This window comes from Streptomyces sp. NPDC055955 (genome assembly GCF_042270245.1).
Lineage (GTDB): Bacteria > Actinomycetota > Actinomycetes > Streptomycetales > Streptomycetaceae > Streptomyces.
This window is the reverse complement of the sequence record NZ_JBHJYS010000019.1, coordinates 73,970-87,114: the sequence shown is the minus strand read 5'-3', so window position 1 is coordinate 87,114 and position 13,145 is coordinate 73,970. Positions and strand designations below refer to the sequence as shown.

At 68.9% G+C, this 13,145-nt stretch carries 11 protein-coding genes and 3 pseudogenes; 7 read left to right on the top strand and 7 right to left on the bottom strand.

The features are described from left to right. Nucleotides 1-141: 141 nt before the first annotated feature. Nucleotides 142-549, bottom strand: coding sequence for an STAS domain-containing protein (locus ACFC96_RS31910; RefSeq protein WP_376615396.1), 408 nt, complete (start codon nucleotides 547-549; stop codon nucleotides 142-144). Nucleotides 550-1,197: 648 nt separating this feature from the next. On the opposite strand from ACFC96_RS31910, the gene ACFC96_RS31905 reads away from it, so the two are divergent. After that, nucleotides 1,198-2,103 (top strand): RNA repair domain-containing protein, encoded by a 906-nt coding sequence (locus tag ACFC96_RS31905; protein ID WP_376268907.1) that lies wholly within the window; start codon nucleotides 1,198-1,200, stop codon nucleotides 2,101-2,103. Nucleotides 2,104-2,527: 424 nt separating this feature from the next. On the opposite strand, the gene ACFC96_RS31900 is transcribed toward ACFC96_RS31905, so the two are convergent. From ACFC96_RS31900 to ACFC96_RS31890, 3 genes are all read right to left on the bottom strand, one after another. Continuing rightward, nucleotides 2,528-3,169, bottom strand: a complete 642-nt coding sequence (locus ACFC96_RS31900) for a histidine phosphatase family protein (protein WP_376268909.1) — start codon at nucleotides 3,167-3,169, stop codon at nucleotides 2,528-2,530. Nucleotides 3,170-3,188: 19 nt separating this feature from the next. Then, nucleotides 3,189-3,950, bottom strand: coding sequence for an SDR family NAD(P)-dependent oxidoreductase (locus ACFC96_RS31895; RefSeq protein WP_376268911.1), 762 nt, complete (start codon nucleotides 3,948-3,950; stop codon nucleotides 3,189-3,191). Between the two features lie 694 nt (nucleotides 3,951-4,644). Further along, the gene (locus tag ACFC96_RS31890; protein ID WP_376227653.1) at nucleotides 4,645-5,226 is read right to left on the bottom strand and encodes a hypothetical protein; all 582 of its coding nucleotides are present in this window, start codon (nucleotides 5,224-5,226) and stop codon (nucleotides 4,645-4,647) included. Between the two features lie 421 nt (nucleotides 5,227-5,647). Here ACFC96_RS31890 and ACFC96_RS31885 point away from each other — a divergent pair, with 421 nt between their 5' ends. Beyond that, complete coding sequence (locus ACFC96_RS31885) at nucleotides 5,648-6,805, top strand: RNA-guided endonuclease InsQ/TnpB family protein (RefSeq protein ID WP_376615394.1); 1,158 nt, start codon at nucleotides 5,648-5,650, stop codon at nucleotides 6,803-6,805. An 81-nt stretch (nucleotides 6,806-6,886) separates the two neighbouring features. After that, nucleotides 6,887-7,012 carry a hypothetical protein gene (locus ACFC96_RS31880; RefSeq protein ID WP_376265690.1) on the top strand — a complete coding sequence of 42 codons (126 nt, stop codon included), beginning with the start codon at nucleotides 6,887-6,889 and terminating at the stop codon, nucleotides 7,010-7,012. 23 nt (nucleotides 7,013-7,035) lie between these two features. Here the strand turns inward: ACFC96_RS31880 and ACFC96_RS31875 are convergent. Next, a pseudogene (locus ACFC96_RS31875) lies at nucleotides 7,036-7,347 on the bottom strand (N-acetyltransferase); the annotation flags it as partial. A gap of 621 nt (nucleotides 7,348-7,968) precedes the next feature. Here ACFC96_RS31875 and ACFC96_RS31870 point away from each other — a divergent pair. After that, nucleotides 7,969-9,497: pseudogene (locus ACFC96_RS31870) on the top strand (CHAD domain-containing protein). A 315-nt stretch (nucleotides 9,498-9,812) separates the two neighbouring features. On the opposite strand, the gene ACFC96_RS31865 reads toward ACFC96_RS31870, so the two are convergent. Then, complete coding sequence (locus ACFC96_RS31865) at nucleotides 9,813-10,274, bottom strand: hypothetical protein (protein ID WP_376265667.1); 462 nt, start codon at nucleotides 10,272-10,274, stop codon at nucleotides 9,813-9,815. Nucleotides 10,275-10,303: 29 nt separating this feature from the next. Between ACFC96_RS31865 and ACFC96_RS31860 the strand changes: the two are divergent. After that, nucleotides 10,304-10,527 (top strand): annotated as a pseudogene (locus tag ACFC96_RS31860) (ISAzo13 family transposase); the annotation flags it as partial. A 176-nt stretch (nucleotides 10,528-10,703) separates the two neighbouring features. On the opposite strand, the gene ACFC96_RS31855 reads toward ACFC96_RS31860, so the two are convergent. Further along, the gene (locus ACFC96_RS31855) at nucleotides 10,704-11,225 is read right to left on the bottom strand and encodes a GNAT family N-acetyltransferase (RefSeq protein ID WP_376615392.1); all 522 of its coding nucleotides are present in this window, start codon (nucleotides 11,223-11,225) and stop codon (nucleotides 10,704-10,706) included. Between ACFC96_RS31855 and ACFC96_RS31850 the strand changes: the two genes are divergently transcribed. Together ACFC96_RS31850 and ACFC96_RS31845 are read left to right on the top strand one after the other, a co-directional pair. Continuing rightward, on the top strand, nucleotides 11,224-11,793 hold the full coding sequence (locus tag ACFC96_RS31850) for a helix-turn-helix domain-containing protein (RefSeq protein WP_376615390.1): 570 nt from the start codon (nucleotides 11,224-11,226) through the stop codon (nucleotides 11,791-11,793). The genes ACFC96_RS31855 and ACFC96_RS31850 overlap by 2 nt on opposite strands. After that, a complete protein-coding gene (locus ACFC96_RS31845) occupies nucleotides 11,790-13,037 on the top strand; it encodes an MFS transporter (protein WP_376615388.1) in 1,248 nt (415 codons plus the stop codon). The genes ACFC96_RS31850 and ACFC96_RS31845 overlap by 4 nt, the downstream gene beginning before the upstream one ends. The last annotated feature ends 108 nt before the right edge of the window (nucleotides 13,038-13,145 follow it).

Here is a 13,145-nt window from a genome sequence, read left to right as displayed (position 1 = left end):
ACCGGTCGTAGAGGGCGCCGTCGTGGAACATCGCGAACGGGACCTGGCATCGTCCGGTGCCGGGCTTCCTGGCAGTGGCCAGACCCTCAAGCTGCCGCAGTTCGGGGACTGGATTGTGAGTTTCGCGAAGTGGCGCTCTGTTCAGTCTGAGGATGGATGCGGCCAGTGCGCGAGGCTGCCGGACAAGGGCGCGGACCCCGTCGCATCTTCTGCTGAAGGGAGAATCTCGTAGCTCTTGCGCATGCCGCTCACGTCGAAGATCTTCAGTACCCGGCTGGAGGCGGACACGATACGCAGCGCGCCTTCGTGTTCACGGACGCGTTTGGTGATCGCCACGATCATGCCCAGCCCCATCGAATCCATGAAGCTGACAAAGCTCAGGTCCAGGACGAAGTGGCGGTGTCCCTCGTTAATGAGCGTGATCATTCCTTCGCGGATCATGGGAGCGGTGTGGGCATCGACCTCACCGTCGACCTCGATGACGGTCCAGCCGTTGAGCACGTCGTAGCTCACCATCATGCTCTCGTGCCGGATGATGTTCGTTCGCATTGCCATCGCTCCTCACGTCTCCAGGCGACGTTGGGCGCCCAGAATCGTGCGGTGAGACGGCCGGCCTGTGCCCGATCAAACTGCGCGAGGGCTGGTTCGCGTGGACAACGGTTACCGCCACCGCCGACGTCTCACATGCTGCTCACTCGGTCCCGGTCAGCCCTGGGCAGCTCCCGGCTGTGGTCCACATCCCTAGCGGCGCCCAAGCCGATCTGTCGCGCCATGATGCTGCCCTCCGGACCGGTCGGTCACCCCGACCTTGCGGGTGGAGAGTTCCGCTGCGAAGCGGACGTGCCAACCTGCATATTCTATCGGGGACAGCGCATGCGGCACCGCATCCCAAGGAGCCCGCAGACAGCCCTCGGCGCCATGCTCCAGGGGTGCCGGGCGGGTCCACCGTCGTTGGCCTCCCCGGTCAGCCAGTCCCACCAGCCCTTCCCTTTGGCCGATTCGCGGGGTCACGGCGTGGTCGGTGCGGTCCGCTGTGGGTGGCTGCTGACGCTGCTTGAGCTGAAGCAGGAGTCCGGGGTGAATTCCGTTGTTGTATTTCGTTGTCTTGCGGTGATCGCGGCGAGGGGGCGGGCCCGGGGGTGGTTTGCGGGGTTGGTCGGGCGCGCGTCACCCTGGTAGACGAGGGCAGGTGCTGAGGTGCGTACCAGTGACGAGATCTATCACCGGGTGGTGTGGGATCCGCGTTTGGACCCTGAGCGGTTCGTGATGGGGGTGGCCGAACGTGGGGCGCCGCCGAAGCGGGTTCTGCTCGGTGACTTCGTGCCGGGTGGGGAGATTCCGTGGCATCGGGTGGTGTTCTTCGAGGCGGACGGCCAGGTCGTGTGGGACCGTGCCTCGGGCGTGGACCGGGTGGAGGAGGCCCTGGCCGGGCAGGTCGGTCCGGTGCCGGCCCCGGCACCCGGCGACGTCCTCGCCGTCCCGTCGACGAACCGCACCGCCGTCGCCTGGCTGCCGCCGGCGAAGTTGTGGCCGCCGATCCAGCACATTCGCCGTGAACACGACCGGCAGATCCGCCGCTGGCCGCCGCACGTCAACGTGCTCTTCGGTTTCGTTCCCGAGGCGGAGTTCGCCCGGGCCCTGCCGCTGATCGCCGCGGCGCTCGCCGAGACGCCGCCGTTCCCAGCCCGTCTGGCGGGCGTCCACTGGTTCGAACACCGTGAGGACGCCACCGTCTGGCTCGATCCGGCCGCCGCCGGCCACGGGCCCTGGGCGCGGCTGCGGGAGTCCTTGGAGCTCCGCTTCCCGCTGTGCGGATCGCACGCGCACGGCTACACCCCGCACCTGTCCCTGGGCCGTAGCCCGGACCCGCGCCTCCTGGCACGCAAGGTGGAGGCCCTCCTGGGCCCCATGACGGCCCGGGTCGACGAGCTGGTGCTGCTCTCCCGGCGCGGCGACGAGCCGATGCGGGTCCGAGCCCACGTCCTGCTCGGCAGCGGCGATGTACGTCACCTGGAGAACCCGGCCCGTGCGGGCGCCCCTGCGCCTCACCGCCCGTCCAGTCAGACGAGCGCGGGCTTGGGCCGGCCCGGCGGACAGGCGTGAGACGGCCTCAAGACCAGCAGGTCACGGGCTCTCACCCCTGCGATGATCTTCCTGCGCTGCGCAACTTCTGCGGTTCGGTCGAGTGGGCCGCTGCCCGCACTGGAGGGAACCCTCGTGCGCGGGACGAGTGATCCTTCGATGTGACGTCGAGAGTCTCAAACGGTGTGTTCCACAGTCTTGCCCGGCGTGGGGCTCATCCGAAGCCTGGAACTTCCCCTTCCTGATCCCAGGAGGCCTGCAGCTGTGAACCTGCCCGCTCGATCAACCGGCAAGTTCACAACTACCGGTTGATCGAGCAGGCAGGTCAGTTGCTGGGGAGTCTGTCAGGGTGCGTGAGGAGGTCCAGGTCGGCGGTGGCGGTGCCATCGGGGCGGGGGAGCGGGTGCAAGGGCCGGTGAAGGCGGCGGGGTGGGCCGGGTTCAGGTCAGTCGGCGTGGGCGGAGCCGAGATGGAGGGTGTCACCGAGGCTGACGACGTAGCGGTTGTGGAAGAAGTCGTCCTCGTGCAGCGTGGTGATGCTGCCCGAGGACGCCCGGAAACCGGCATATCCGGCCGACTCGATCGGCATCCTGATCCAGGACGCCACGACGAACGTCAGGGAGCCGCCGTGCGTCACGATGATCTGGTGTGCGCAAGAGCTCTGCAGGATCTCGTCCATGACCGCGTAGACGCGCCGCGCCCACACAGCCTTGGTCTCTGCACCCTCCACGCCCTCGTCGTGGTCCATCCGCTCCCCGACAGCCGGCGGCGGAACGAAGCGCCGATCCAGCCACTCCCGCGGCTTTCCCTCCGCCTCACCGTAAGACTTCTCCCGCAGTCTGCGATCCAGAATCGGCTTCACACCGAACAGCTCGGCTACTGCCTCGGCCGTCCGCGAAGTGCGCTGCAGATCCGAAGAGAACACTTCCACCTCGGCGCCGTCCGGGACCCGGGCCCGCAGCGCCTGGGCGATGGAGAACGCCGCCCGGATCCCGGCGGGCGTCAGCGGCGCGTCGTGCCATCCGCCAACGACGCCCTCGACGTGGTGCGTCGCCTCGGGATGGGTGACGACGTGAAGAGTGCGCATGAGCGTGTGCCTCCCGTCGTCAGGTACGCAGGTGGGAAGCGCCGTTGAGGTCCACGATGGTCCCCGATGCCCACATCGCGGCGGGCGAGGCCAAAAAGTGCACGGTGGCGGCAATCTCGTCCGGTGTGCCGACTCTGCCGAACGGGCTCTGTGCACGCAGGCGTTCGCCTTCCGGCCCGGCCAGTTTGGCCGCCTGGCGCTCGGTGGCCACGAACCCGGGCGCGACCGAGGTGACCGCGATGCCGTGGGGTGCCAGTGCGACAGCCAGTGACTGGCCGAGTGCGTGCAGGGCGGCCTTGGTCGTTGCGTAGGCAGGGAAGTCCGGCTCGCCCCGGAACGCGCCACGGGAGCCGATGTTGACGATGGCGCCCCCTGCTCCACGGTCGATCAGGTGCCGGGCGACGGACCAGCACAGGTCGGCCGGGGCGAGCAGGTTCACGTCGACCATGCGCCGCCACACGCGCTGCCAGTCCGCGATCGGGGTGTCGGCGACCGGGTGGCGGTTGGCTTGCGTCGGCGCCACACCCGCGTTGTTGACCAGGACGTCGACCGACCCCAGGGCGGCAACCGCCTCGGAGACGAGCCGTTCGGCGGCGTCCGGCTCGCCGAGGTCGGCCTGCAGCAGCACGTGTTGCTCGCCGGGCAGTTGCCGCAGCGTCTCCTCGGCGTCCGCGCGGTTGCCCGCGTACTGCACCGCAACCCGGTCACCGCCCTGAGCGAACGCCAGCGCGACGGCCCGGCCGATGCCCCGCGAGCCGCCGGTCACCAGGACGGCCCTCATCGGGCGACCGCCGAGCATGCACCGCGCAGCGGCAGCGCGGACCCGTCGGCTTTGACACCGGACAGCGCACTCGCGGTGCGCAGTCGGCGTGCGAGGCCGTGGCAGCGCTGCGCGTGAGGCGGCATACGGCGGCAGATCGGCGCGGTCGGCGGGGCAACGGGACGGTGCGGCATGGGCAATCTCCTGGTCGGCGAACCTGAATCCTGCCCCGCGGAACATCGGCTACGTCAAATTGGACCCGCGCGGCTCGGGGAGCACACATGGCCGTGGGCCTGCCTGCCAACCCCGCTGTCAGGTTGGCAGGCGGCGGGTGTTTGCGATCAACCCGATGGCCGCCGCCACCCCACGTATCCCACCCGTACGACCACGAGGACGACGCCCGTCATCGGCGGACCGCGAGACGATGGCGACAAGGTCCCCTGCCCGGTCTTGAGCCGATCGTCACCGAGATCGGCCAACAGCGGGAGAGCGGGGGCGTCTCGTCCCCGGCGGACATGACGAGGAGAGGATCACTCTCGCCGCGTATCGATAGGCTCACCAGCGGGAGTTGATGCTTGGGAGGGGAACGATGCTGACCGCCGACGATCTGACAGCAGCGGAGCAGCAGCTGGTAGATGCGGCAGCCCGCAGCCAGGCAGTCGACCTGCGGGTCGGCGACGCCACCGCGGACGACCCGCGCTGCCGTGCATCGTGGTCACCGGAGCGGACAATAAGGGCTGAGGTCGTCGCCCGGCTGCTCATGGACACCGACGTTCGCACCCCGGTCAGCTTGGCCGGCGCGCGGATCACCGGCTCGCTCGACCTCGAGGGCGCCACGCTGAGCCGCTGGCTGCTGCTCGCAGATTGCTGGCTGGACGAGACAGTCGTCCTCGCTCACGCCAGCGCCCCGCTCATCCGCATGACCGGCTGTCACCATCCCGGCCTGGATGCTGAGAACCTGCATATCGAAGCAGACCTCGCACTGGAGCACGGGTTCACTGCCCACGGCGAGGTCAAACTGGCCCGTGCCCGGGTCGGTGGCGTGCTGTCCCTGGCCGGAGCCCATCTCGACAACCCCGGTGCAACCGCGTTGGACGCCGAACGGCTCACCGCCGACCACCATGTGCGCTTGGACGCAGGCTTCACCGCTCGCGGAGAGGTCCACCTTGCCGGCGCCCAGATCAGCGGAGACCTCGTCCTCACCGGCGCGCGGCTGACCAACCCCGGGACCACGGCTCTCGCCGCCGGCCAACTGCACGTGGCGCAGAGCGTGACAGCCGACAGGCTTCTGGTCCAAGGCAGCATCCACCTGGACGGTGCCGGCATAGACGGCTCACTCACCCTCACCGGGTCCAGCCTTGCCCGACAGGGCGACTGGGCACTGACCGGCGCCGACCTGAAGCTGGGACAGGCGATGCAACTCAGCCACGGCTTCCGCGCGCGGCGGCATCGACCTGCGAGGCGCACACCTCGGCACGCTCATCCTCGACACGGCCGAACTCGACAACCCAGGCGGATCGGCACTGGAAGGCGGCTCGCTCACCGTGGATCGCCAAGTCTCGGGCCGCCGGCAACTCACCGTACGCGGCGAATTCAGCGGGATCTAGTGAGGATCCCCGGGCCTTCAGGCCCGGGAGGAATCACTTCTCGAAATGGGGGTGGCCTGCGTGTACGCACGGGTCTGCTTTGTTGTCAGTGCTCCCGCATAGGGTTTCGGTATGAAGATCGTGGTGCAGGTGAAGCTGTTGCCGGAGGCCGAAGGGGCCGCCGCGCTGCGCTCCACGCTGCGCACGGTCAACGATCTGGCGTGCTGGGTGTCCCGGGTGGCGTTCGCTCGCGGCGTGCCGCGTGAGTATGAGCTGCGTAAGCACACGTATCCGCACCTCAAGGCCGAAGGGCTCGGGGCGCAGGCCGCGCAGCATGTGATCAAGAAGGTGCGTGACGCGTACACCACGCTGCAGGCCAACCTGCGCGCCGGACATCTCGGCAGGCCGAAGTCGAGGCGCCGGGTCAAGGCGGAGTCCAAGCCGATTGCGTTTCGCCCCGAGGCCGCGCAGCCGTATGACGACCGGTGTCTGAGCTGGCAGTACGACCGGCAGACGGTGTCCATCTGGACGATGGCCGGGCGGATCAAGAACGTCTCGTTCGTGTGCGCCGCCGACGCGCTCAAGACGCTCCGCGACTACCGCAAGGGCGAGTCCGACCTGATCGAGCGCGACGGCGTGTTCTACCTGATCGCCACCTGTGACGTGCCCGAGGCAGAGCAGTACGAGCCGGACGGTTTCATCGGCGTGGACCTCGGCATCGTCAACATCGCTACCACGTCCACCGGCTACCAGGCCGCCGGGCGCGGTCTGGGCCGCTATCGCAAACGCCAGCTCACGCTGCGGGCCAAGCTCCAGAAGAAGCGCACCAAGTCCGCCAAACGCCGGTTGAAAGAACGCTCCCGCCGCGAGCAGCGGCACGTCAAGAACACCAACCACATCATCGCCAAGACGATCGTGACCGAGGCTGAACGCACCTCTGCCGGGATCTCCCTGGAAGAACTCAAGGGAATCCGGCAGAGGGTACGGCTCCGTAAGCCCCAACGGGTCCAACTCCACTCCTGGGCCTTCGCCCAGCTCGGAGACTTCATCGTCTACAAGGCCCGCAGGGCCGGTGTGCCCCTGGTCTTCGTCGATCCCGCGTACACGTCGCAGACGTGCTGCGAATGCCAGCACATCGACAAGCGCAACCGGGTCGACCAAGGGCTTTTCATCTGCCGGGGGTGCGGGGTCGTTGCCCACGCCGACCGGAACGCTTCCCACAACATCGCCGCACGTGGCGTTGCCGTGTGGAATGCGGGGCGTGAGTCACGCGTCCCTGCCACCCCATAACGGGGTGTCTGGACGGAGGGGTCCAACCCAGCAGCCAGTTGGGAACTACCTCCAAGCCCGGTCCTCCAAGGCCGGGTCAAGTTGATCCTGTACGGGGCACAGATCGGCACGCGGGTGGACCTACGCGACGCCGCCTTCACCAACCCCGGCGGCCTGGCCCTCGACTTCGAGCGACTCAACACCCCGGCCCTTTATCTCCTTCCCTGACGCTCACCACAGGGACTTGTCGAAGTGAAACCGACCTCGATCGCGCACAGACCGTTTCTTGTCGGCCACGGCCGCGGATCCCAGTAGGCCGTGGCCCCGACCGCCCGCCCCGACGCCTGCTCCACCTGCGCGTAGGGGGCCAGCTTCCCGGCAGCGGCTCGGGCGAGCTGGGCATCGATGTATTCCTTGACCTCTGCTGTCGTAGGCACCCATGTGAACCGATAGGAGCTGCGGTCTTCTTCCGCGGCTGCGGCCAAGTCCGCCGCGCGGTGTTCCAGTGGCTCCAGGCGCACGAGCGTGCCTTCCAGAAACGGGCCCTCAAGCGTGAATCTCATTGATCACCCCCGAGTGTCAGCACGGATTGTTCGTGTCCAGGCGCGAGGCCCGGGCCCGCAGCGTTCCAGAGGCTTGGCGGCATGTCGCGTGAATTCGGCGCGGAGCAAAGTCCGCCGGAGCCCTGAAGTGTGGTGTCAGTCGCCGACCACCTCGCTCACGGCGGCGCGGGCGGCGGCTTCGTCGACGAGGTTCTTGCCGGTGGCGATCGCGGCGACCAGGGCCTGCAGGGAGAGGATGCTGAGCGCCCCGCGGGTAGCCGCGCGGTGAGCGCGGGCGCGCCGTGCTCCTGCCTGTTCTCACCGGGAGAGGTGAATCCGGCCTGGCTTGGGTCAGGCAAGCCGAACGGGTAGTCGCCGCCTCGGCTTCGCGGCCCCGCAGCCGCCTGTCCGTCGACAGTGGGCGCCTTGCCCTGGTCGGCGACCCCTCACGCACGCACCGGGCGATGCGGCGCTGCCGGTCGGTCAGGGAGGGCGTAGGAGGTGAGTGTCAAAGCCGGCCAGAACGGAGGGAGGAGTGGACGCCAGGGTTCGGGACGTACCTGCTTCGTTGATGCGGCTCTCGCGTGCGACTTTGTGTCCAAGGTTGCGTTTCGTTCAGTCAATCGTGCCTACCGGTAGAGCATGGTCCAGTCGATGCGAGAGACAGAGCGAAAGTACGAGGTCCCGTCGTGCTCCGATGCCTCCTGGCTGCCCCCGTTGGATCGGGTGGAGGGCGTCGCCTCTGTTGTCGACCGGGGCCTCGAGGAGCTTGACGCGGTCTACTACGACACCGATGATCTTCGGCTGTCCGGTTCTTCGGCCACACTGCGACGAAGGACCGGCGGCTCCGACGCCGGGTGGCACCTCAAACTGCCGTTGCCGGGCGACAGCCGGGAGGAGGTCCAGGCGGCTCTGACGGACGCCGTCCCGGACGCCCTGCGCGACCTGGCCCTGTCCCGCACCCGAGGAGCCGAACTGACCCCTGTGGTGCGCATCCGCTCGTCCCGTGAGGTGTGCGAACTCGTCGACGCCGAAGGTGCCGTGCTGGCCGAACTGAGCATCGACGCGGTGTGCGCGGAGTCCCTGCGAGCGCAGGGCAGGAGTGCGGCATGGCGTGAGATGGAAGTAGAGCTTGCCGAGGACGCCGATCCCGCGCTCCTGGACGCTGTGGAGAAGCGGCTGCGCGAGCACGGCATCGCACGTGCGCAGTCGTCGTCGAAGCTGGCGCGGGCCCTTGACGAGATGGCGCCCGTCCCGGCCGGCGAGCGTGACGAGGGTGTCGACCTGGCTGAGGGCTCGGCCGGTGAGCAGGTCCATGCTTACGTACGGGAGCAGATCCGCGTCCTGGCCGCCCTCGACCCGGCCGTGCGACGTGACAGGCCCGACGCGGTGCACCGGATGCGGGTCGTCACCTGCGCAGCTGCTTGCGCTCGTACCGATCCGTTCTGGACCGCGAGGTCACGGACGCGATCCGAGGGGATCTGAAGTGGCTGGCCGGCGAGCTGGGCGCGGAACGCGATCAGGAAGTGCTGATGGAGCGTCTTACCCGGGGCGTCAAAGCCCTACCCAAAGAACTCGTCCTCGGCCCCGTCTCGGCACGGCTACAGGCGTGGAACGTCGCTCGCGGCTTTGAGTCCCACCAGCGCAGTCTCGACGCCCTGGGCTCGCGCCGCTACCTGGCTCTGCTCGATTCCCTCGCCGCGCTCGGGCAGCAGCCACCGCTGCGTGCCAAGGCCGGCAAGGCGGCGGACAAGGTCATGGCCAAGGCGGTCCTCAAGGAGTTCGACCGCCTGGCCCAGCGCATGGTCCCCGCTTTGGACCTGGCGCCGGGGCCCGAGCGCGACGTGGCCCTTCACCAGGCCCGCAAGGCCGCCAAGAAGGTGCGTTACGCGGCTGAGGCCGCCCGTCCGGCTCTCGGTAAACCGGCCAAGCGCCTGGGTAAACGTGTCAAGGCGGGCCAGAAGGTCCTGGGCGACCATCAGGACAGTGTCGTGGCCCGTGGCACCATCCGCGACCTGGCCGTGGCGGCCCAGACGTCGAACGAGGCCGGTTTCACCTGGGGAGTGCTCTACGGCGGGGAGCAGGCCGTCGCGCACACCCGGGAGGAGGAACTGGTGACGGTGTGGGAGCGGGCCTCCGTTCCCAAGCTGCGCAAGCGGCTCAGCCGGTAGAGAGACTTGGCTCGATCCGACCGCGACGTGAACGCGCAACACCGCGCCCTTTCTTAGCTTGTGGGTTAACCTCGCTGCTGCTCCAAGCGGACGTGTTCGGTGAGGGCTTCGGCTCGTTCACGATCTTCCCGCGTTGGTACCGTGGGGCTGGCCTGCGGTATCTGGCACCTGATGACCACCATCAATGTAAGTGGCACCCAGTACGGGTGGAGTTCTTCTGCAGCACCCGCCGCAGGTGATCACCGGCGTGCGGACGTCGCGCTGGGGGTTCGCGGAGCTTGCGCCGTGCGGGCTCTGCTGTGGGTTTACGGTGCGTCAGATCTGGTCCGCGAGGCGTACGTAGTCGTAGTAGAGAGGGTCCCCGTCCTCGTCCACCGGGTACTCGTAGCTGCTCTGGTTGGCGAGGACGATCTTCAGCTGCGGCAGCTCGTCGAAACCGAGGTCGTTCTCGGTGATCTCGTGGCCCCGCTGCGTGAACAGCTCGAAGAGGTCCGCACTCGGGGTGCGGAAGACGTCGAGACCGTCGAGGAGCACTCGTACGTCGGCGTCCTCGTCGAGGAACCGGAACAGCTCCACGCCGCTCAGCGCGCCCTTGGTGAAGCCGAGCATCACGTTCAGGCCGGAGGTGTCGTGCTTGAGCAGGATCTGCCCGGGCTGGGGATCACCGGAGGCGACCCGCAGCAGCCCCCACGCCTGGACCGCGTCGCGCGCCTCCTGCGCCGACATGCCGAGCCGCAGCGGCCCGACACCGACCAGTGGCAGTAGTTCCAGTTCCATGTTCCGTCCTTCGCCCTTCTCGATGTCCCCAGGTCCTGGCCACTGTGCTCCACCTGTGCGTCAACCTGGCCGCGGAGCCTGTCTCCGTGCTCTTCAATAGCAGCCGCACGCCATGCAGCGCACTCTGCTGAAGATCAGGCGACTGCTTGAAGCGCAGAGCGGCGCCACTGCACCGGCCCTGCTGGCAACCCTTCAAGCCAGAGTCGCTGCCCGCAGCGACCGCCCTGACGGCAGGATCAAGACGACACGTTGATGATCGGCAGGCCCTTGGCCACCGAAGGGGGAGTCTGTCCTCATGGCCAACGCCAGCGTTCTGGAAATTTGGAATTGCTCTGACGGCGCGAATGGACTGGGTTGTGGTGCGCCGTGTCTGCCGGGGCAGGGATGAGTCCGGGCTGGGGGCGTCAGGTCCGGCGGTAGGGGATGGGGTCAGTTCAGTTGCAGGCGCATCAGTGTCAGATCGAGCCAGCGGCCGAACTTCGTGCCCACCTCGCGCACCGTGCCGGCGTGCTGGAAACCGTGGCGCTCGTGGAGGCGGACGGACGGCGTGTTCCCGGCCTCGATGCCCGCGATCATGACGTGCAGGCCCGCCGTCGTGGCGGAGGTGACCAGTGTGCCGAGGAGCGCGGAGCCGATGCCGTGGCCGTGGTGGCCCTCGGCGACGTACACCGAGTTCTCGACGGTGTGCCGGAAGCCGGAGTAGTCCTTCCAGGGGCCGTAGACGCCGAATCCCACGACTGCTCCGCCCTGCTCGGCCACGTACGCCGAGCTGCGCTTCAGGTGCGCGCCGAGCCAGGCCGCTCCTTCGTCGCGGGACTGCGGTGTGTCTGTCCACAGTGCCGTGCTGTGTTCGATGGCGTGGTTGCGGATGGCCAGGACGGTGTCCAGGTCGCTGGGCAGTGCGGGGCGTACCGTCACCGCTCGCACGTCATTCTCGTATAGTGGATGCATGTCTAATATCGTAGACCCTCTGGTGGAGCGCATCGGCGCACGCATCCGCGCGGAGCGGGACCGGCGCCGCTGGACGCTCGTCGAGCTGGCGCAGGAATCGGGGGTCTCGCGGGCGATGATCAACCGGATCGAGCGCGGCGAGAGCAATCCGACCGCAGTGGTCCTGGGCAAGCTGTCAGCGGCGTTCCAGCTGAGCGTCGCCACCCTGCTCGACCCCGAGGCGGGAGCGGGCAGGGTGCGGCGCGCCGACGAGGCGCCCCGATGGCTCGACCCGGGCACCGGTTACGCGCGACGGCAGATCTCGGGGCCTGGGTTCCCGGCCGAGATGGCGGAGATCCTGCTGCCTGCGGGGGCCGAAGTCCCCTACCCCGCAGCCGCGTTCGCGTTCCACCGGCAGCTCATCTGGGTGCTCGAAGGTCATCTCACTTTCCGTGAGGGCGAGTTGGTGCACGAGCTGGACGCCGGCGACACCGTCGAGCTGGGCCCGCCCTCGCCCTGCGTCTTCATCAACTCCACCAGTGACAGATGCCGTTACGCGGTTGTTCTGGTGCGTGGGGATGCGCCGTGAGCGGCCCGCCCCGTGGCCCCGTCGGCCTGCTGGCCTGCACGGCGGGCATCGCGTTGGCCAACAACTACGCGATTCAGCCCGCGCTCGGTGACGTCGCCCGTGACACCGGCACGTCGGCGGCCGCCATCGGCCTCGTCACGACGGCTGCGCTGGTGGGATGCGTCGCGGGCTTCGCGTTTCTGCTTCCGCTCGCCGACCGCGCGGCGCCACGGCGCCTCGTCACGGGCCAGCTCGCGATGCTCGCGGGCGGCCTGCTCCTGGCCGCGGCCGCTCGGGGGCTGTGGCTGCTGCTCGCCGCGTACGTGATCATCGGGGCGGGCGCGAGCGTCAGCGCACAGTCCTCGACGATCGCCGGGCGAACGGTGCCGCAGGAGCGGCGCGGGACAGCGGTCGCGCTGGTCGCCGCAGGGATGTCCGCCGGGATCCTGCTGAGCCGACTCGTCGGCGGGGCGCTCGCGCATGCGCTCGGCTGGCGTGGCATGCTGCTCTCCTTCGCCGGGCTCGTGCTCGTGTGCGCCGCCGGTGCGTGGCTGCGCCTGCCGGACCACCGGCCCGCCCCCACGCACAGCTATCTCGCCACGCTCACCGCGCTGCCCGGCCTCCTGCGCCGTTACCGTGCCCTGCGCCACGCCGTGGCGGCCGGGAGCCTGTGGTACTTCGCCTTCAGTCTCGTCTGGGTCGCCCTCACCGTGCGGCTCGCCCGGCCGCCGTACGGTCTCGACGCCGCCGCCATCGGTCTCTACAGCCTGGCCGGCGCCCTGGGCTTCGCCGCGCTACCGGTCGCCGGACGCCTCGGCGACCGCTTCGGGCCACGTGTCGTGATCTGCGCAAGCATGAGCACGGCCGCCGCCGGCGCCGCCCTGCTGTGCACCGGTCTTGACCATCCTGCCGTCACGGTGGCGGGTCTGGCCTTCGTCGACGCGGGCTGCTTCACCGCGCAGGCCGCCAACCAGGCCCGCATCCTCGCCATCGACCCACACCGCGGTGGCAGCCTCAGCGGCGTCTACCTGCTTGTCTACTTCCTTGCAGGTGTGGCCGGCTCCGCGCTGGCAGCACCCCTGATCACGGTGGGCGGCTGGCCCGCCGCGTCCGGCGCGGTACTCGGGGCGCTGCTGCTCTCCGGATTTCTCGCGCTGCGCCGCGACATGGGTGAGACACGTGGGCGAGACGAGGCAACGGACAAGACGGGCCGGGATGCACACGTCCGGGTCCCTTCCGTGCCGCTGCGCACCCGTTCACGGTAGGTGCGGGGGCGGGCCGGTCAGGCCCGCGTGGCGCACCTGGTGTGTAGCTCCTTCTGCGATGCTGCCACCGAAGCGGTGCATCCGTGTTTGCGGATCCTGCTGAGTGTG

Coding starts and splice junctions, on each gene's coding strand:
- ACFC96_RS31910 (WP_376615396.1), bottom strand. CDS start 549: ATGCGAACGAACATCATCCGGCACGAGAGCATGATGGTGAGCTACGAC.
- ACFC96_RS31900 (WP_376268909.1), bottom strand. CDS start 3,169: ATGCGCACTCTTCACGTCGTCACCCATCCCGAGGCGACGCACCACGTC.
- ACFC96_RS31895 (WP_376268911.1), bottom strand. CDS start 3,950: ATGAGGGCCGTCCTGGTGACCGGCGGCTCGCGGGGCATCGGCCGGGCC.
- ACFC96_RS31885 (WP_376615394.1), top strand. CDS start 5,648: ATGAAGATCGTGGTGCAGGTGAAGCTGTTGCCGGAGGCCGAAGGGGCC.
- ACFC96_RS31865 (WP_376265667.1), bottom strand. CDS start 10,274: ATGGAACTGGAACTACTGCCACTGGTCGGTGTCGGGCCGCTGCGGCTC.
- ACFC96_RS31850 (WP_376615390.1), top strand. CDS start 11,224: ATGTCTAATATCGTAGACCCTCTGGTGGAGCGCATCGGCGCACGCATC.
- ACFC96_RS31855 (WP_376615392.1), bottom strand. CDS start 11,225: ATGCATCCACTATACGAGAATGACGTGCGAGCGGTGACGGTACGCCCC.